Here is a 20,199-nt window from a genome sequence, read left to right on the forward strand (position 1 = left end):
GCGAGGCGGGCGCCGGTTGGATAGGCTCCCGCTCCATGAAGCGCTCCCGGGTCGTTCTTCTCTGGCTGGCTGCCATCGTGATCACCGTCGGCTCCGCTGCCTGGCAGCGCCGTACCGGGCCGAGCTACCCGGCGCGCGGCACGGCCATGCTCGGCGGCGAGGCGATCCCCTATCGTCTCCTGCGCACGCAGGTCACCGGCGAGGCCCTGCCGGTCCGGATCCGCGCCTCGGCCGGCGTCACCGGCGAGGTCGCCTGGCACCGCTACCCTTCGGACGAGCCGCTGCGCCGGATCGCCCTCGCCCGGCAGGGCGAAGAGCTCGTCGCGGCCCTCCCGGCCCAACCGCCGGCGGGCAAGCTCGAGTACTTCGTCCACCTGACCAACGGCGAGGCGAGCGTCGAGCTGCCGCTCGCCAAGGCTGCCCCCAGGCAAGGGGCCGTGGCGCGCTTCAAGGGGGCGGTGCCGGCGCACGTTCTCGTGCCGCACATCGCGACGATGTTCTTCGGCATGCTGTTCGCGAACGCCGCCGCGCTCTCGGCGCTCGCGCGGCGCGACCAGGCCCGGCGCCAGGCCTGGGTGGCGTTCCTGCTGCTCCTGGTCGGCGGACTCCTCCTCGGGCCGGCGGTGCAGAAGTACGCCTTCGGCGCCTGGTGGACCGGCTGGCCGTTCGGCCACGACCTGACCGACAACAAGACGGCGATCGCCGTTATCGCCTGGGGCCTGGCGCTCGTCGCTTCCCGCGGCCTCCCGGGCGGACGCCTCGGACGGTTGGCGATCGTCTTCGCCGCCCTGGTGACGCTCGCCGTCTTCCTGGTGCCGCACAGCATGTTCGGATCCGAGCTCAAGGTGCAGTGAGCCGGGCGCGCGGGCGTTTCCGCGACTACTGGAAAACGGTCGGGCGCGAGGCCAGGGGGCGGGGGGAGCTCCTGCTCTCTCCGGTTCTCGACGGGCCGCTCTGGCCCCGTCCGGTGCAGGTCTATCTGCCGCCGGGCTATGGCGACGGGCGCGAGCGCTTCCCGGTGATCTATCTCCAGGACGGTCAGAACCTCTTCGATCCGGCGACCGCCTTCGCCGCCACCTGGCGGGCGGAGCGCGCGCTCGACCGGCTCGCCGGCCGGGGACGTCCGGTCATTGCCGTCGGAGTTCCCAACTCCGGGCTGCGGCGCATCCACGAGTACGCCCCCTTTCTCGACCGGCGCTACGGTGGCGGCGGGGGAGGGGACTACCTCGAGTGGCTGGCCGGCACCGTCCAGCCGCTGATCGAGAAGCAGTTCCGCGTCGCGCGCGGCCGCGAAACGACCGCCATCGCCGGCGCCTCGATGGGCGGGCTGATCAGTCTCTACGCCTTCGGCCGCCTGCCCGAGCGCTTCGGCCTCGTCGGCGGCATGAGCCCCTCCCTCTTCTTCGGTGACGAAGCGCTCACGCGCTGGCTCGGCGAGCGGCCGCTCGCCGGCGGCCGGGTCTACCTCGACATCGGGACGCTCGAGGGGCGGCGCAACCGCCGCCGCCGGACGCCACCGAAGTCGCCCTCCGGCGCGATGCGGCGCCTGCGCAGGCTCCGCCTGGCCTTCGAGAAGGCCGGCTACCGTCGCGGGGAGGATCTCGAGTGGATCGAGGAGCCCGGCGGGCGCCACGACGAAGCCGCCTGGGCGCGTCGCCTGCCGGGGATGCTCGACTTTCTGTTCCCGGCCTAGCGGACGAGCAGGCGCTCGAGCTCCGCGATCGCGCGCGGGTCGTCCGACTGCCCCAGCCAGAAGATCGCCTGGCGTTTCACCTCGCGGTCGCCGCTTTCGCGCAGTAGTGCGAGGAGCTGCGGCGTCGCATCGGCGACCTGCGAGAGGGCGAAGACCGACTGCTCGCGCACTTCGTCCGAGGGGTCGCGGGCGATCGCCTCGCGGATCCAGCGCGCGGCGCGCGGATCGCCGGTCTGCGCCAGCCAGAACTGGGCCTGGGCGCGCACCTCGTCATCGTCCGACTCGCGGCCGAGGTGGACGAGAGCGAGCGGCGCCGCCGGGTCGGCGTGGAACCCCAGGCCGGCGAGGGCGCCTTCGCTCAGGCTTTCGCCGCGCTCCGTATCCCGTCGCGTTTCGGCGAGGCGAGCGAAGAAGGCGACGCTCGCTGCCGGAACGACGCCATCGAGCCAGACGATGCGCTGGGTGCCCGCCTGCACCGGACAGCCCTCGGATGCGAACCGGAGCCGCTGGACGCTGCCGTTGCGCACGGCGGCGTAGAGCTCGACCCGGGCGACGGCGATCGGCGGTGCGTCGTCGCGCGAACCCCAGCTCGCATCGTCGTCCTCCAGAGTCATCCCCCAGCCGCCTCGGCCCTCTCGACCGTGACCGAAGCCGCAGATCGTCTGCTCGCCCCGGGCCGGCACCGTCCAGGCGAGCCAGACCGTTTCCGGGCCCTTGGCGAGCTTCCGAACCTCGGCTTCCGGGTCGGTCGCCGGCCGGTGTTGGACCTCGCCGCCGACGAGCTTCGCCGAGGCCGCTCCGCAGAGGAATGACGAGAGCGCGACGGCCGTCATCGCCTGCCTGGCGCGCCGGGCGTTCACGGCTTCTCCGTCAGCAGGCGCTCGATCTCGTCCATCGCCGCGGCGTCGTCCATCATCGAGAGGTGCTGGATGATCTGCTTCTTGAGCTCGGGATCGGTCTCCTGGCGCAGCAGGCCGATCATCGCCTTGGCATCGCCGGCCATCATCAGGCCGACGATGATCTTGCCGCGCAGCTCGCGGTCCTGGCTCGTTCCGTAGAGCGCCACCAACTCGGCGTCGGCGCCGATCGCGCCGAGGAGCTCGAAGGCCTTGCCGCGCAGCTCGCGGTCGGTCTCGCTGCGGGCCGCCTCCAGGAGCTGCTTCTTGTCGCCGGCGATCATCATCCCCTCGAGGATCTTGCCCTTCACCTCGCGCGAGCTCTCGCTCTTGTAGAGGTCGGCAAGGGCCGCGGTCGAGTCGAGGGCGCCGAGGAGCTGGATCGCCTTGCCGCGCAGCTCCGGATCGCGCTCGGTGCGTGCGACCTCGAGGATCGCCTTCTCGTCGTCGGCGATCATGAACGCCTCGAGTACCGCGCCCCGGGTCTCCTTCGATGCGGACGTGCGATAGATCTCGGAGAGTGCCCGGAGGTCTTCGGGGTCGCCGGCAATGCCCAGGGAGCGCACCGCCTCGACCTGGAGCTCGGCGGGCTTGCCGCTTTTCGCCGTCTCGACCAGGAGGGTCCGGGCGCGCGGCTCGTCGCTCTGCGAGAGGACGAAGAGGGCGCGCTGCTTGACCTGCAGCGAGCGGTCGCCGGCCAGGATCTTCTCGAGAATCGGCAAGGCGCGCGCCGAGTCCATCTGCATGAGCCCGTCGAGGGCATAGAGCTGCAGATCCTCCTCCGGAGAGCTCCCGGACCTTCCGGAGCCGGCGACGACCGGTCCCGTTCCCTGCGGCCCGGTGGTCCGTGGGCCGGCGAGGACCGGTCCGGAGCCGCGCGGCGCGCTGCCGGTGAGGGAAATCTCGAGAGCGTCGGCGTCGTCGAGCCAGACGCTCTTCGGGTGGGTGGTGCGCAGGTTTTTCAGGGTCGCGAGCGCCTCGGCCTTGCGGCCCAGCTTCTCTTCGGCATAGGCCTTCCAGTAGAGCGCGGCGTCGGCGTCGGCGCCTTTGGCGTCGGCGACCGCGGCGAAGCGCTGTGCGGCCTCCTCCCAGCGCGCCTGGTCCAGGGCGCTCTGGGCATCGCGGTAGGCGGGGCTCCGGCCCTCGCCGTCGGCGGCGAAGAGGGCGGCGGGGGAGAACCGGGCGGAGGCCGGCGCCGGCGGAGCGAAGAACGCGGCGGCGACCGCGAGGGCGGCGATTCCTGCCAAGGGTGAACGAGGCATCGGGTATCTCATGGACAAGCTCCTCATGAAACGGTTCGGGTGTCGGTCCTGCTTCCAGCACGAGGGGCGCCGGCGTCGCGCTGCAGACGCTCGCCGGTCACCCGGAGTTTGAACAGCAGATCGGTGTGCTCGATGCGCCGCTGCGCGGCGGCCAGGTCTTCGGGAGCGGCCGCCGCGCTGTTGGCGAGCTCGAGGAGCAGCGGCTCGAGCTCGTCGAGCAGGGCGACGATGCGGCGCTGGCCGGAACGCTGCGCGGCGCTGCGGTAAAGCCGATTGGAGGAGACCAGCGCTCCCGCCCAGGCACTCTCTTCCGCGAGCGCCGTGGCGTCGGTCGGCGCGGCGTTGGTGACCCGGGTCAGCAGGCGCTCGGAGCCCGCGAGGTGACTCTCGACCGAGGCGAGGAGCAGGCGCTCGCGCGCCTCCGTCGAGAGCCCCGAGGGCGCTGGCACGAGGCTCTCGAGGTCCGGGCGAGGAGCGTCCCATCGGCCGGCGAAGTAGCCGAGCGCGAGCGCGGCCACCACCACGAGAGAGGCGGCCGCGAGCGTCCACCGCGGACCCCAGCCGGCCTCTCCGGTGGCCGGCGCCAGGAGAGCTCTCCACCAGGGGCGCGGCGCGACGAGACGCGGCCGGAGCTCCCGCCAGACCCGCGCACCGAGATCGGCAGGCGGCTCGGGCGGTGCGGTCGTGGCGGTGGCGAGGTCGCGCGCCAGCTCGGCATAGCGGCGGCGCAAGTCGGCGCTCTCCGCGAGCGCCTTCTCGACCGACCGCGGGTCGGCGGACTCACCGTAGTAGTGCAGGATCAACTCGTCCTCGCCGACTTCTGCCGCGGCTTCGGACGGCATGTCAGGCCGGTTCTTCATGGAGCGCCTCCTGATTTCCCGGGGCGACGGAGGGTGCCAAGGGAGCGAGCGCGGCGCGGAGCTTGCGCACCGCCCGGAAGATCGACTGTTTGGTGGCGTTGTCGCGTTTGCCGAGGGTCGAGCTGATCTCGGCGATCGAGCGCCCTTCGTAGTGGCGCAGGACGAAGGCCGCGCGCTCCGCCGGGGAGAGCTCGGCCAGGGCGTTCTCGGTGCGCCGGCGGATCTCGGCGTCGAGCGCCTGGCGCTCGGGTCCGGCGTCGCCGGTCGGAAACTCCACCAGGGCCTGCGCACCCTCGTCCGGAAGATCGACCCGGGCCGCCCGCTCGCGGCGGGTGCGCCGGGTCTGGTCGATGGCGGCGTTCACCGCGATGCGGTGCAGCCAGGTGCCGAAGCCGGCGCGCTGGTCGAAGCGGGCGAGGAAGCGGAAGGCGCGCAGAAAGGTCTCCTGCACGGCGTCCTCGGCCGCCGCAGCGTTGCCGGTGACGCGATAGGCCAGACCGTAGACCGCCCGGCTATGGGCCGCGACCAGACCCTCGAAGGCGTCGGTGTCGCCGGCGAGCACGCGGCGGACGAGGTCGGTATCCCGGGGGTCCATTCTGGGAGATTAGACGGTGAAGGGGCTCTCCGGTTAGGCTGTTCTTTCGCCTCCGCGGGCCGACGCGAAGGACCGGGCCCGGACCTACCCGTTTTTCCCAGAGATTTGAATTGATCCTGCCCCAAGGGGTGGTACTGTGTATGAGCTAGATCATAGACATTACCGACTGGAGCACTTCTCTGGACTCGGAAGCGTGGGGGAAGATGTCATCCAACCTTGCAGGAACTGTCCCTCCGGAGCCGTTCGTCGGTGTCGTCGGCCTCGAAGAGCTCCGTATTCCGGTCTCGCCTCACCCCAGCGCAAGCAGCAACAAGGGAGCCGTCTGATGAGCGTTCCCCCTCCCCGTTCCGATCGCCGAACCCGTGGCACCCTGGCCCTCCTGCTCGGCGCGACCCTCTGGGCGGCGCTCGGCGGCGCCGTGCCGCTCGCCGCGCAGCCGGTCCTGGAGATCTTCTCGATCACGCACGCGCCGGCTTCGGTTGTGGCCGGTTCGGCCACCAACGTCGTCTACACCCTCGACCTGCGCAACACCGCTGCCGGGGCCAGCGACGACGAGACCGCGGCCGTCCTCGACCTTCCCCTGGGTACCTCCTTTCTCTATCAGTCCGAAGCCCTTCCCGGGACGACCTGCTCGGTCGTCGCAGGACCGATCCTGCGCTGTCAGCTGGGCGCCCTGGGCAACGGCGAGAGTCGTAACGGCACTCTGACCCTGCGGGTCGCAGCGAGTGTCGCTGCCGGGACGCTCGGCGCCAACTTCAGCTTCTACGGCACCGTCGACACCACGCCCGATCCCGAAACGGAAGACGTCACGGTCACGACCTCCGCCGACCTCGATGTCACGGTCACGATGACGGCGCCGGTGCCGAACAAGGTCGTTCCCGGAAACTCGGTGACCTACGCGATCGCGCTCACCAACAACGGCCCGTCGGACGCGGCTGCGGTGTCGCTCGCGTTCCCGGCCCCCGCCGGTTTCAACACCCCGGTCTACGGCGGCGACTGTGCTGCGACCCCCTGCAACCTGGGAACGATCGCTGCCCTCGCGAGCCGCAACGTCACGGTCACCTTCCCGGTTCCGGACGACTATCACCTGGTCACGATCACGTCTCCGGTCGTCTACACCGCCACGGCGAGCTCCACGACGACCGACCCCGTTCCGGGCAACGACTCCGACTCGGCATCGACGGCCGTCGAGCCGCAGGTCGATCTCTCCGTCGTGCTCTCCAGCACCGCCACCAGCGTGACTCCGGGAATGCCCGCCACCTACTCGATCGAGGTGACGAAGGCCGGGCCGTCGCGCCTCGAGAGCGTGCACATCGACGACAACCAGACGCTGCGCCTCCTGGGCGCCTACTTCACACCCTCCGAGGGCATCTTCAGCGCCACCTCGCTCTCGCCCAACTGGACCGGGCTCGATTTCACCGATAGCTCCACCGTGACGCTCACCTTCAGCGGCTGGGTGAGCCCCGCCCAGCCGGGGGCGACGCTGCTCGCCACGATCGACGTTGCGCCGCCGGCCGGCGTCGTCGACACGAGTGGGGCGAACGATTCCGACTCCGAGTCGGACGCGATCGCGCGCCTGTCCGATCTTTCGATCGTGAAGACCAACAACCTGAGCGGGTTGATCCCCGGACAGGCGGTGCCCTATACGATCACGGTGGCGAACCGCGGTCCGAGCGACATCGCGGCGGCGACGGTGACCGACAACTTCGACGCGGTCCGCGTCTCCACAGTGGGCTGGACCTGCTCCGTGGCGCGTGCGCTCACCGACCTGGGTCAGCTCGCGGACGGCAGCGGCGGTGTCAACGGCCTCGATGGCGCCTCGGCCGTGGCCGTGTCGGGCGACGGCAAGCACGTCTATGCGACGGCTTCGGCCGACAACTCCGTCTCCCTGTTCCAGCGCGACGCGACCACCGGCCTGCTGACCTTCGGCACCTCCTACACCGACGGCGGGACGGCGAGCGCGATCCAGGGCGCCTCGGCGATCGCCATCTCTCCCGGCGGCGGGCAGGTCTACGTCGCCGGTTTCGGCGAGAACGCCATCGAGGTCTTCACGCGCACCCCGGCGAGCGGCCTGCTCGTCTCGCTGGACATCGAGCGCTCGAGCGATCCGAATCTCTCCGCGATGACCGGGCCGCGCGGTATCGCCGTCGCTCCGGACGGCCGCCACGTCTATGTCGCGGCGGCGACCGGCAGCGCGGTCGTGGTCTTCACGCGCAATACGACGACCGGAGCTCTCGCCTGGCACTCGACCGTGACCAACTCCAGCCCCGGGGTGAGCGGCATGGGCGGCGCGCGCGCGGTGGCCGTTTCTCCCGACGGCCGCCACGTCGTCGTGGCCGGCGAAACCTCCGACGGCATCGCGGTTTTCGCGCGCAACCTCGCGACCGGAGCCCTCACCTTCGTGGAGGCGAAGCTCGATGGCGCCAACGAAGGGCTGAACGGCGCTTCGGCGCTCGCCTTCTCGCCCGCCGGAGATGCGCTCTACGTCGCCGGCTTCGAGGACGACGCGGTGGTGGTGTTCAGCCGCGACCTCACGGCGGGGCAGCTCGCGCCGCAGCTCTCCTGGTCCGAACGCGAGACCGACGGCGCGGGCCTGCCGCTGGCCGACGGCCTCGACGGGGCGCGCGGGGTGGAGGTCAGCCCCGACGGCTCGCTGGTCTTCGTGGCGGGTGCGAACGACGGCAAGATCGCGATCTTCAGCCGCAATACCGGCGGTGCGCAGGTCCACAAGCTCGACTTCCTCGACATCGCTGGGCTCACCTCGGCGGTCGACCTGGCGATCTCGCCGGCCGGAGAGCAGGTCTACGGAGTCGGAGACGTCGCCGACCTGCTGGGGATGTTCTCGGAGACGCGCGGCGCCTCCTGTCCGGTACCCGGAGGCTCGGTGCTCGCCTTCTCGCAGTCGGCGGTGATTCCGGCCCAGAGCTATGTCGCCTACACCGCCGCGGCGGTCCTCGAGAACGACGCCAGCGGCACGCTGGTCAACACGGCGACGGTCGCCGCGCCGGCCGGCGTCGACACCAACAACGCCAACAACAGCTCCACCGACAGCGATCCGGTCGGCAGCGAGGCCGACATCACCGTGACCAAGACGGCCAGTCCGTCCTCGGCCGTCCCCGGCGAGTCGGTGGTCTACACCGTCACGGTGAGCAACGCCGGCCCGGCCAACGTGAGCAACGCCTCGGTAACCGACCTCGCGCTCGCCAGTGCCGACTACTCGTCGGTGAGCTGGAGCTGCGTCGGCCAGGGCGGAGCGGTCTGCGGCTCGCCTGCCGGAGGCTCCGGCAACATCAATGCCGCCAACCTGAATCTGCCGGCCGGCGGCACGGTCACCTACACCATCAACGTGACCATCGCGACCAACGCCGTCGGGACCGCCTGCGCCCTGGCGACCGGCAACTGCGCCAAGAACAGCGCGACGGCGACGATCCCGGTGACCTTCATCGACCCGACGCCGGCCGACCAGACCGCTTCGGTCGAGGTTCCGATTTCGCCCAAGGCCGATCTCTCGATCTCGAAGACGGTACTGACGCCGCTCGGTGCGATCGCCGCAGGCGCGCCGCTCGATTTTCAGATCGTGGTCCGCAACTGCGGTCCGAGCAACGTCACCGGCGCCTTCGTGCAGGACATCCTGTCCATCGACTACACGGGAGCGACCTGGAGCTGCGTCGCTTCGAACGGCAGCTGTCCGGTGCCGGCGAACGGCTCGGGGAACCTGACCGCGGCGAACGCGACAGTCAGCCTGAACGGCGGCAACCCGGCGACCTGCGCCGGTGCGGGCCAGGCGACCTTCACCATCTCCGGCGCCGTGGTCGCCTCGCCCTCCACCGGCGTGCTTTCGAACGTCGCCAAAGTCATCGTGCCCAGCGGGGTTTTCGATCCGAGTCTGGGCAACAACACCTCCAGCGTCCAGGTGGTGCTCGAGGCCGAGACCGACATCGCGATCATCAAGACCGACGGCACCACGGCGGCGGTCCCGGGAGAAGCGATCACCTACAGCATCACGGTGTTCAACACCGGCCCGGATGACGCTCAGGCACTGGTCGTCGAGGACATCTTCCCGGCGGCGCTGCGCAACGTCTCCTGGACCTGCAACTCCGAGGCTCCGGCCCTGGGCACCCTGACCTACCTCGAGGATCAGCGGCAGAACAGCACGACCGAACTGGGCCTGCTCACCGGCCTCGACGGTACGCGCGACCTGGCCGTCGCACCCGGCGGGAGCTTCGTCTACGCCACCGGTGCCGTGGAGGGCGCGCTCACCACTTTCAGCCGCGACGCCGCGGACGGCGGTCTCGCTTACCTGGGGCGGCTGCTCGACAACGGCACCCAGGGCTTCCTCACCATCGATGGCCTCGGCGGCGCCCGCGGCCTGGTGGTCAGTCCGGACGGCTTGAACATCTACGTCGCGGGAGAGAGCGAAGACAAGATCGCCGTCTTCACCCGCAACCTCGCGACCGGGCAGCCGACCTTCATCGAGGCGGTGACCGAAGGCGACGTTCAGTCCTCGGGGACGGTCGACGGTCTCGACGGTGCGCAGGATGTGGCGCTTTCGCCGGATGGCCAGCACCTGTATGTCGTGAGCCCGGTCGACGACTCGGTGACGGTCCTGCAGCGCAATGCGTCGCTTTCGGGCACGCTCTCCTTTCGGGAAGTGGAGAAGGACGGCGCCGGCGGAGTCGACGGTATCGATGGCGCGAGCGGCGTTCGCGTCAGCCCGGATGGCAAGCACGTCTACGTGACCGGCCGCGACGACAACGGCATCGCGGTCTTCCGTCGTGAGACCGACAGCGGTTCGCTCGATTTCGGCAAGCTGACCTTCCTGCAGTCACTCCTCGACGGAGGCCTCGGCGGCACCTTCCTCGCAGGGGCCTCCGGTGTCGAGATTTCGCCCGATGGCGCTTTCGTCTACGTCGCGGCGGCGACGGACGACGCGGTCTCGGTCTTCGGCCGCAACACTACGGAGAGCTCGCCCGACTTCGGCAAGCTCACCTTCCTCTCCGAGCGTCACGAGGGCGAAGCGTCGGGTCTGGGCGGCGCCGCGACCGGTCTCGATGGGGCCCGGCAGACGCTGGTGAGCCCCGACGGACAGCATCTCTACGTGGCGAGCGCGGTGAGCGACGCAACCGTCGTCTTCCAGCGCAATCCCGCCACCGGCAGTCTCAAGTTCATCGGCGTGCACCGTGACGAGGCGATCTCCGCGTGCGTGCAGCCGACGACTTGCATCGTCCACAGCCTCGACGGTGCCGGCGCGCTGGCGGTCGATCCGTCCGGCGCCAACCTCTACGTGGCCGCGTCGGAGGACGACGCCCTGACCGTCTACCTGCGGGCCGGCGCGCCGCCATCCTTCGCCTTCACCGGCGGCCAGCCGGCGAGCAATCCGCCGGCGCCGGTGATCAACGGTGTCGGCGGGGTCAGCGGCCTCAAGGCGGTCACCGATGTCGGCGTGGCCGGGCCTCATCTCTACGCCGTCAGCTTCGGCGACGAAGTCGAACGCGGCTCGATCGTCGCCTTCTCGCGCGACGCCGCGAACGGCGAGCTCACGCTGGTCAACCGGCTGCAGGACGGCAGCGGCGGCGTGGACGGACTCGACGGCGCCGCGGCGCTGGCGGTCTACGACGACAACGTCTACGTCGTCAGCCAGGGCCTCAACGCGGGCGACAACACCTTGGGTGTTTACCAGCGCAACACGACGACCGGCGCGGTCTCCTTCCTCGAGCTGCACCGTCAGGGCCTGCTCGGGGTGAGCGGTCTGTTCGGAGCGAGCGACGTCGCGGTGAGCTCCGACGGCAGCCACGTCTATGTCGTCGGACGGACGCCCGGCTCGCTGGCGGTCTTCACCCGTGACGCCGGCAACGACGGGCGTCTCGTCTTCAAGGAGAGCAAGATCACCGGTGCCGGCGGTATCGTCGGCCTGCAGGGCGCCCAGGGGCTGGCGCTCTCGTCGGACGACCGGCACATCTATGTCGCCGCTTCGATCGACGACGCGGTCGCCGTCTTCTCGCGCAACACCAACGGCGGCGACGCCGCGAACTTCGGCCGCGTCACCCAGCTCCAGTTGCTCGCCGGCATTCCGGGCCTCGACCGGGCCATGCATGTCGCTGCCAGCGACGATCTCAGCGATACCAACGGCAGCCGCAACATCTACGTCACGGGACATACCGGCGACGCCCTGGTCGTCTTCGACCGCAACGTCGAGCTGGCGAGCGACGACTTCGGCAAGCTCACCCTGGTGCAGAGCTTCAAGGATGGGGTCGGAGGGGTCGAAGGTCTGAACGGCGCGCGCGCGGTCGCCGTGAGCCCGGACGGCAAGAACGTCTACGTCGCCGCCGAGGATGCCGACGCCGTCGCGGTCTTCGCGCGCGAGGCGACCGGTGGGACGCTGGTCTTCGTCGAGGCGGCGTTCGACGGCGAGAACGGCGTCGACGGCATCGACCAGGCTTACGGCATCGCGATCTCGACCAACAGTCTCGAGACCTACATCGCCGGCTTCGGCGACGACGCGATCGCGCTCTTCCGCCGCGCCTCCGGTTCGCGTTGCACCGGCGCCGGCGTCGGGAACCTCTTCGACTCCGGTGTCGAGATTGCCGCCGGCGGCCAGGTGGTCTACACGGTGCACGCGACGATCGATCCGGGAGCCACCGGAACACTCGTCAACGAGGCCTACGTCACCGTGCCTTCGGCGATCCAGGAACCGGGCCCGGAATCTTCCGGCCTGCACCCGCCCGGAGTCTGCACCGACAACACCGCCCTGCCGGTGATCATCGGCAACAACGGCTGCCGGGACATCGACCTCCTCGCTCCGAGCACCGATCTCGCGATCGCGAAGACCGACGGCGACGACGTGGCGGTGCCCGGGACGGAGATCACCTACACCATCACGGTGCGCAACCACGGTCCGAGCAACGTCGTGGGCGCCGCCGTGCAGGACGACCTGACGAACATCTTCCCGGATGGCGCTACCTGGACTTGCGTCGCGGCGCCCTCGGGCACCCTGACCTTCCTGGACGACTATGTCGAAGGCGAAACGCTGCCCGGACCGCAGACCGTCAGCGGACTCCTCGGAGCGAAATCGACGGCGGTGAGCCCGGACGGCGAGCATGTCTACGCCACCGGTCTCGGCGGCGACTCGCTCGCGGCGTTCCATCTCGACGGCGCTGCCGGCACGCTGGCCTTCGTGGAGTCGTACTTCGACGGCGTCGGAGGAATCGACGGCCTGAACGGCGCGACCGACGTTCTGGTCTCGCCGGACGGCAAGAATGTCTACGTCGCGGGTCAGGTGGACGACGCCGTCGTCGTCTTCACCCGGCAGGACAACCCGCTGCCGCCGGCGACCTTCGGCAAGCTCACCCTCCTCGAGATGCAGCAGTCCCCCGGCGTCGCCGGGCTGGACGAGCCGGTGGCCTTGGCGATGGATGCGGCCGGCGACACGCTCTACGTCGCCGCCGCCAACAGCAACGCGATCACTGTCTTCGATCGCAATCCGGCGACCGGCGCCCTGACCTTCGTCGAAACGCTGGTAGACGGCGTCGGCAGCGTCGAGGGCCTCGCCGGCGCCAGCTCGGTCGCGGTCAGCTTCGACGGCGAATGGGTCTACGCCACGGGTGAGAACGACGATGCCATCGTGGTCTTCGACCGCGACCCGGGTACGGGCGCGCTCGACTTCGCACAGACCAAGGTCGACGGCATCGGCGGGGTCGACGGTCTCTCCGTCGCGCGCAGCGTCGTGGTCTCGCCGGACGACCTGAACATCTACGTCGCGGGTTCGGGCGACAACGCGATCGCGGTCTTCACCCGCGACTTGACGCTCGGCGCTCTCGATCCCGCGGTCGGCACGCTGACTTTCAGGGAGGTCGTGCGCGACGGCGTCGGCGGAGTGGACGGACTCGCCGGCGTCTCCGCTCTCGCCGTGAGCGACGACAGCGGACTCGGTTTCCACGTCTATGCCGCAGGCTCGGGCGAGAACGCGCTCGGAGTCTTCCGCCGCGACGCTTCCAGTTCCGGGCGCCTGACCTTCGTCGACGCCGAGCGCGACGGTTTCGGCCCGGTGAACGGGCTCGCCGGCTCCTCGGATGTCGCCATTTCGCCCGACGGCGCGATCGTGATCGCGGCCGGTCCGGTGGACGATGCCCTGGCGCTCTTCCGCCGACCGACCGATTCCTCCTGCTCGAGCGGCTCGGACTTCGACGGTCCGGCGATCGTGCTCGACGACGTGGTCAACATCGCGGCCGACAGCCAGGTCCTCTACCGCGTGACCGGCCAGGTCGACTCCGAGCTCTGCCAGTCCTACCCCTGCACCGCGGTCGACCTGGTGAACACCGCCACGGTGAGTGCGCCGACCGATTCGAACGCCGCCGACAACTCGGACACCGACACCGACGACCTCTCGCCGCGGGCCGATCTCGAGATCACCAAGACCGACCACATCTCGGTGCTGCAGGGGCTCGCCGGCGCTTCCGCCCTGGCCGCCAGCCCGGATGGCACGGCGGTCTACGCCACGGGCCTCCTCGGGGACGGCGTCGCCGCCTTCACCCGCACGCCGGCGACCGGCGCCCTGACTTTCGTCGAATCCGAGCGCGACGGAGCGGGCGGCGTCGACGGCCTGAACGGCGCAGCGGCCGTGGTGGTCTCCGGAGACGGCGCCCAGGTCTACGTCGCGGGCTCGACCGACAACGCGCTCGTCGCGTTCTCTCGCGACGCCGCGACCAACAAGCTCACCCTGCTCGAGCTCGAGCGCAACGGCTTCGGTGGCGTCACCGGACTGCTCGGCCCCGATGGCCTGGCGCTGTCCTCCGACGGCAAGCACCTCTATGCTGCCGCCGCCGGCTCGAGCTCGGTGGCGATCTTCGGACGCGACGCCAACGCCGCGAGCGCGACCTTCGGCAAGCTCGACTTCCTGGGTGAGGTCCGCGACGGCGTAGATGGGGCCGACGGTCTCAACCTGGCACGTGGCCTGGCGCTCTCGCCCGACGGCGCCCATCTCTACGTCGTCGGCGAGGCCGACAACGCCGTGGCGATCTTCGCGCGCAACGACGCCTCCGGTGCCCTCTCCTTCGTCGAGTTCCACCGCGACGGCGTGGCCGGAGTTTCCGGTCTCGCCGGTGCTCGCGCCGTGGCGGTCTCGCCGGACGGCGGCCAGGTCTACGTCGCCGGCGGCACCGCCAACGCGGTGGCGCATTTCACTCGCCAGGCCGGCAACGCCAGCCCGGATTTCGGCAAGCTCACCTTCGTCTCGGCCTACGCCGACGGCATCGGCGGGGTCGACGGTCTGCAGGGGGCGGCCGCGGTTCTGGTCTCGCCCGATCCGTTCGGCTCCGATCCGGGAGGACAGCACGTCTACGTCGCCGGCAGCGGCGAGGATGCCGTCGCCGTCTTCTCCCGCGACGGGATCACCGGCGCCCTGACCTGGAGCAGCGCGGTCCGGCAGGGACAGTCCGGAGTCGAAGGCCTCGCCAAGCCTGTGGCTCTCCTCGCCAGTCCGGACGCTGCGCACCTCTATGCCGCCGGTTCCGAAGACGGCGCTGTCGTGACGTTCGAGCGCGACTGGGACGGCAGCAGCGGCACCGGAGCACTCGCCTTCGTCGAGGGCGACGCCGACGGCGATGGCACCGTCGCCCCGGGCGAGACCATCAGCTACGACATCGTGGTGACCAATCACGGTCCGAGCGGCGTCCGCGGCGCCCTGGTCACCGACGTCTTCCCGGGCGAGCTCGAAAACGTCGAATGGGAGTGCTTCAGCCTGGCGCTCGGCGCGGTCTGCCTCAACGGCTCGGACGGCGTCGGAGACCTGGTCAACAAGGAAGTCCGGCTGCCGGCCGGGAGCCAGCTCCTGATCACCGCCACCGGCACGATCAAGCCGGGGGTGACCGGCACGATCGTGAACACCGCGACCATCGCGGCGCCCAGCGGTTTCATCGAGCTCGCGCCGACGAACAACAGCGCGACCGACGGCGATACCGAGCTCGAGCGCCGGGCGGACCTCCGGATCGAGAAGATCGCCTGCAGCGATCCTCTCGACTGCGTCGCGACCGAGGTTTCCGAGCTCGTGCCGGGAACGACGATTCACTATCAGATCCGGGTGGACAACGACGGGCTCTCCGACGTCGAGGGCGCCACGGTGAGCGACGTGCTCTCCGAGCTGCTCTCCGACGCGGTCTGGAGCTGCGTCGCGGCGCCGGTGCCGGGGCTGCTTTCGCCCCTGCCGCCGGCCGCCGCAGTGCACGACGGCGACGACATCGACGACATCTCGCGTTCCTGTGCCCTGCTGCCACTGGCGCTGGTCGACGGCCTGGACGGCGCCCGCGCCCTGACGGTTTCGCCCGACGGGCTCAACATCTACGTCGCCTCCGCAACGGACAACGCCGTGGCGATCTTCCGCCGCGACCTGCGCAACGGCACGGTGCAGTTCACCGGCCTGGTTATCGACGGTGAAGCGGTGCGCGATGCCGGTTGCGTGGTGACCGGCGCGGTGGACGGACTGCTTTCCGCCTCGGATGTCGAAGTGAGTCCCGATGGGCTGCATGCCTACGTCACGGGCGAGCTCGACGACGCCGTGGCCGTGTTCGAGCGCCAGGCGGTCACCGGCAACCTGGCGTTCGTCCACTTCCTGCGCGACAGCGTCGGCGGAGTGAACGGCCTGGGCAACGTCCGTGGAGCGGCCCTGTCGCCCGATGGCAAGCACCTGTACACCGCGGCTGCGAGCGACAACGGCGTCGGCATCTTCGCGCGCGACGCCCTGACCGGTGAGCTGAGTTATCTCGGCATCCGGGTCGACGGCGCATCGCAGGCGCCGCTCACCCTCGATGGGCTCGGGGGCGCCTCGGCGGTGGCCGTGAGCCCGGATGGGGCGCATGTCTACGTCGCCGGCACGACCGACGACGGCGTGGCCGTCTTCACCCGCGACGCGGGCTCGGGTCTGCTGACCTTCGTCGAAGCGCAGAAGGACGGCTTCGGCGGCGTGGACGGCCTCGCCGGCGCCAGCGCCCTCGCCCTCTCGGAGGACGGCCTGCACCTCTATGCCACCGGCGCGGACGACAACGCCGTCGCGGTCTTCGGCCGCGACGCTGCGACCGGCGCCCTCACCTTCGTCGAGGCGATCGTCGACGGTTTCGGTGGAGCAGAAGGTCTCGCGGGGGCCTCCGGCGTTGCGGTCAGCCCAGGCGGCGAACATGTCTATGTCGCCGGTCCCGCCGACTCTGCCGTCGCGGTGCTGGCCCGCAATCGCGGCACTGGTGAGCTCTCCGCCCTGCCCAGGGCCGAGGACGGCGCCGGCGGCGTCGACGGTCTGGCCGGCGTTCGCGCCGTCGTCGTCTCTCCGGACGGGGATCAGGTCTACGGTGCCGGCGCCGGCGAGGATGCGTTGGCGCTGCTCCGGCGCGGCGACGGCTCCCGCTGCACGGCGAGCGGCTTCGGCTCGATCGTCGACACGGTCGACATCACAGCCGGCGGCTCGGTGGTCTACACGCTCTCGGCCGGGCTCTCTCCGGCAGCCACCGGAGAGCTCCTGAACACGGCGCGGATCACCGAACCCGGGAACGTGATCGATGCCCAGCAGGCCAACAACGTCGTCGTCCACGGCGCCACGCTGACGCCGGAGGTCGATCTGACGCTGACCAAGGACGACGGCCAGACCGAGGCGATCCCCGGGCTGCCGGTGACCTACACCATCGTCCTCGCGAACGCCGGCCCGAGCGACCTCGCGGACGGCGTGCTCGAGGACCTCTTCCCGGCGATCTTCGAAGAGCCGGCGTGGAGCTGCGTCGCGACCTCGGCGGTCGCTTTCCGCGAGGCGGAAGTAAACGGCACCGGCGGCGTGACCGGGATGGACGCGCCCCGGGGCGTCGTCATCGCCCCGGATCCGGACGGCGCTTTCGGACCGGCGACCGGCGGCGATTTCGTCTACATCGCTTCTCGTGCCAGCAACGCCCTGGACCTCTTCGCCCGCGATGCCGGCGATCAGGGCAAGCTCGCCTTCGTCGCGAGCTATGTCGACGGTGCCGGCGGCCTCGACGGGTTCGGCGGCGCGGGCGGTGTCGCGATCTCACCCGACGGCCTGCACCTCTATGCCACCGGCGCGACCGACGATGCCGTCGCCGTCTTCTCGCGCGACACCGCGACGGGCCTCCTCACGGCCGTCGAAGTGCAGCGCGAATCCGACGAGGCGGTAGACGGCCTCGACGGTGCTGCAGCGGTGGCGGTTTCGCCGGATGGCGGGCATGTCTACGTGGTCAGCCTCGATGACGACGCCTTGGTGGTCTTTGCGCGCGACGCCGAGACCGGCGGCCTGACCTGGCTCGCGCGCCTGAAGGACGGCTTCGGAGAGATCGATCTCGGCACCATCGACGGTCCCGTCGCGGTTTCGGTCACCCCCGATGGCGCCCATGTCCTGGTGGCCGGGTCGCTGTCGGACACCCTGGCGGTCTTCGCCCGCGACGCCGTGACCGGCGCCCTGACGTTGCAGCAGGTCATGCGGGACAACGTCGCCGGCGTGGACGGTCTCGACCTCGTCCAGGCGCTCTCGGTCTCGCCGGGCGGCCAGTTCGTCTATGCCGCGGGCCTCGCTGACGACGCCATCGCGATCTTCGACCGCGACAGCGAAACCGGAGAGCTCGCCTTCTCGAGTCAGGTGAAGAACGGCGTGGCCGGGCTCACCGGGCTCGACGGCGTGCGCGGGCTGGCGATGACGCCGGACGGGCTCTTCCTCTTCGCGACGAGCTACAACGACGACGCCGTCGCCATCTTCCGGCGCGACGGCTCGAGCGGCCTCCTCTTCCAGCTTCAGGTGGCGCGCGACGGTGTCGGCGGCTTCGCCGGCCTCGACGGCGCGCGCGCCATCGCCGTCTCTCCGGATGGCGCCAACCTCTACGCCCTGGGCGAACTGGGAGACGCCGTCGCGGTGCTCGAACGGGTCGGGCAGGCTAGCTGTGGCGCCGGCGGCGCGGCGGACATCGTGGATACGGTGGACATCGCGGTCGGCGGAGCGCTCACCTATACCGTCCTCGGCACCGTCGACTCGGCGGCGACCGGGCAGTTGATCAACACCGTAACGATCGCCATGCCGGCCGGGTCGACCAACGTCGGCGACGCGAGCGCCACCGACATCGACACGCTCACGCCGGTCGCCAATCTGGCGGTGACCAAGACCGACGGCGTCACCGAGGCCGTGCCGGGGACCGCCACGGTGTACCTGATCACAGTGACCAACAGCGGACCCTCCGACGCCCCGGCGACCGAGGTCACGGACACCCTTCCGGCCGAGATCCTGTCGGCGACCTGGGCCTGCGAGGGAAATCTGGGCGGCAGCTGCGCCGCCTCGGGGTCCGGCGGCCTGGCCGCCGAGCTCGCCTCGCTGCCCGCCGGCGCCGAGGTCGTCTTCGCCCTCGCCGCGCTCATCGACCCGTCCGCGACCGGTCTTCTGGTCAACACGGCGAGCCTCCAGCCGGGCGCCGGGGTCACCGACCCGCTGCCGGGAGACGACAGCTCGACCGACACCGATCTCCTGGTGCCGGCGGCCGACCTCTCCCTGGTGAAGACCGTCGACGACCCGCTGGTCGAGATCGGCGATCCGATGCAGTTCACCCTGGCGGTGACCAACAACGGGCCGAGCACCGCCACCGGGCTCACCGTGATCGACCTCCTGCCGGGCGGCATGGTGGTCACGGGTGCGAGCGGCGCGGGCTGGCTCTGCACCCCGGCGGCCTCGTCGGTTTCCTGCACGCTCGCAGCCCTCGCTCCGGGAGCGACCTCTTCGATCCTGCTCGACGCCAACGCGCCGGCGACCGCCGGCAACTACGTCAACGGCGCGAATGTCCAGGCAGCGACCGCCGACGCCAACGCCGCCAACAACACCGGCACGGTCACGTTCGCGATCGTTGTCCTCGAACCCCCGACGGTGGCCTTCGTCGACACTGACGCCGGCACCGGCGACGCAGTGCTCGACGAGATGGAGACCGCGCTGGTCGAGATCGCCGAGATCACCGTCGGCTTCAGCGAAGAGCTGTTCGATCCGGCCGGCGACAGCGACCCGAACGACCCGAGCAATCCGGCGAGTTACCAGCTCGTCGCGGCCGGCCAGGACGGTCTGTTCGCCACTTCCGTCTGCGGAGCGGTGACGGGCGACGACGAGACAGTGGTGATCGACAGCGCGGCGTATGACGGTGGAGTCTCGGAGGCGACGCTCGGCCTCCAGGGCGGTGCGCCGCTCGCGGACGGGCTCTTCCGGCTCTTCGTCTGCGGCGCGGTCGAGGATCTCGACGGCAATCCGCTCGACGGCAACGGCGACGGCGCCCCGGGTGACGACTTCATCCGCCACTTCCGGGTGCGGATCGCCAACCCGATCGATCGGCCGCACTTCGACTTCGCGACCGATCTCGACGCCTGGACCCTGACCACGGGCGGGGCGCTGGACATTGTCCACGATCCGCTGGATGCCGACGGCTTCCCGCTGTCGGGCTCGGCCCGCCTGCAGAACCTGTCGGGTGCGACGACGCTCCGGCTCCTGCAGTGCATGCCGCTGCCTCCGGAGGACCTCTATGTCCTCTCCGGCGAGGCCCGGATCGCCGCTTCGTCCGGGTCCGAGGTGCGGGTCACTGCCCAGGCCGAGTACATCGTCGGTACCTGCGTCTCGCCGACGACGATCTTCAGCACCTTCCCGACCGCTCCGGTCGAGGGTGACACCGCCGGTCTCTGGCGCCGCTTCGCGCGGCCGCTCGGAACGCCTCCGGTGGGTGCCTCTTCGATCCGGGTCAGCTTCCTTGCTGTGAGCGTGCCGGGCGACGCCTACGACGTGCGGTTGGACAATCTGATGCTGATGCCGACGATCTTCGCGGACGGCTTCGAAACCAGCGACACGAGCCGGTGGAGCGCGGCCGTCCCATGAGACTAGCGAACCTGAGTG

7 protein-coding genes are annotated in these 20,199 nt (G+C 70.5%); 3 read left to right on the plus strand and 4 right to left on the minus strand.

Going from position 1 to position 20,199, the window contains the following annotated elements; all coding sequences use genetic code 11:
* Nucleotides 1–35 precede the first annotated feature (35 nt).
* Both KBI44_04475 and KBI44_04480 read left to right on the plus strand, forming a co-directional pair.
* The gene (locus KBI44_04475; protein MBP9143720.1) at nt 36–854 is read left to right on the plus strand and encodes a hypothetical protein; all 819 of its coding nucleotides are present in this window, start codon (nt 36–38) and stop codon (nt 852–854) included.
* Nucleotides 851–1,693 carry an alpha/beta hydrolase gene (locus KBI44_04480; GenBank protein MBP9143721.1) on the plus strand — a complete coding sequence of 281 codons (843 nt, stop codon included), beginning with the start codon at nt 851–853 and terminating at the stop codon, nt 1,691–1,693. The genes KBI44_04475 and KBI44_04480 overlap by 4 nt, the downstream gene beginning before the upstream one ends.
* On the opposite strand, the gene KBI44_04485 is transcribed toward KBI44_04480, so the two are convergent.
* Genes KBI44_04485 through KBI44_04500 form a run of 4 tightly spaced genes read right to left on the minus strand, consistent with a single transcriptional unit; the run spans nt 1,690 to nt 5,306 of the window.
* Nucleotides 1,690–2,553: a HEAT repeat domain-containing protein gene (locus KBI44_04485; GenBank protein ID MBP9143722.1), complete on the minus strand. Its 864-nt coding sequence runs from the start codon at nt 2,551–2,553 to the stop codon at nt 1,690–1,692. The genes KBI44_04480 and KBI44_04485 overlap by 4 nt on opposite strands.
* Nucleotides 2,550–3,851 (minus strand): HEAT repeat domain-containing protein, encoded by a 1,302-nt coding sequence (locus KBI44_04490; protein ID MBP9143723.1) that lies wholly within the window; start codon nt 3,849–3,851, stop codon nt 2,550–2,552. The genes KBI44_04485 and KBI44_04490 overlap by 4 nt, the downstream gene beginning before the upstream one ends.
* Before the next feature lie 23 nt (nt 3,852–3,874).
* Nucleotides 3,875–4,711, minus strand: a complete 837-nt coding sequence (locus tag KBI44_04495) for a hypothetical protein (GenBank protein ID MBP9143724.1) — start codon at nt 4,709–4,711, stop codon at nt 3,875–3,877.
* Nucleotides 4,695–5,306 (minus strand): sigma-70 family RNA polymerase sigma factor, encoded by a 612-nt coding sequence (locus tag KBI44_04500; protein MBP9143725.1) that lies wholly within the window; start codon nt 5,304–5,306, stop codon nt 4,695–4,697. Before KBI44_04500 ends, KBI44_04495 begins: the two co-directional genes overlap by 17 nt.
* A 325-nt stretch (nt 5,307–5,631) precedes the next feature.
* Between KBI44_04500 and KBI44_04505 the strand changes: the two genes are divergently transcribed.
* Entirely contained in the window at nt 5,632–20,181 is a 14,550-nt protein-coding gene (locus tag KBI44_04505; protein ID MBP9143726.1) for a beta-propeller fold lactonase family protein, read from the plus strand.
* Nucleotides 20,182–20,199: the final 18 nt, after the last annotated feature.

The sequence above is a fragment of the Thermoanaerobaculia bacterium genome (assembly GCA_018057705.1).
Taxonomy (GTDB): domain Bacteria; phylum Acidobacteriota; class Thermoanaerobaculia; order Multivoradales; family JAGPDF01; genus JAGPDF01.

Coding starts and splice junctions, on each gene's coding strand:
- KBI44_04505 (MBP9143726.1), top strand. CDS start 5,632: ATGAGCGTTCCCCCTCCCCGTTCCGATCGCCGAACCCGTGGCACCCTG.
- KBI44_04490 (MBP9143723.1), bottom strand. CDS start 3,851: ATGCCTCGTTCACCCTTGGCAGGAATCGCCGCCCTCGCGGTCGCCGCC.
- KBI44_04495 (MBP9143724.1), bottom strand. CDS start 4,711: ATGAAGAACCGGCCTGACATGCCGTCCGAAGCCGCGGCAGAAGTCGGC.
- KBI44_04500 (MBP9143725.1), bottom strand. CDS start 5,306: ATGGACCCCCGGGATACCGACCTCGTCCGCCGCGTGCTCGCCGGCGAC.
- KBI44_04475 (MBP9143720.1), top strand. CDS start 36: ATGAAGCGCTCCCGGGTCGTTCTTCTCTGGCTGGCTGCCATCGTGATC.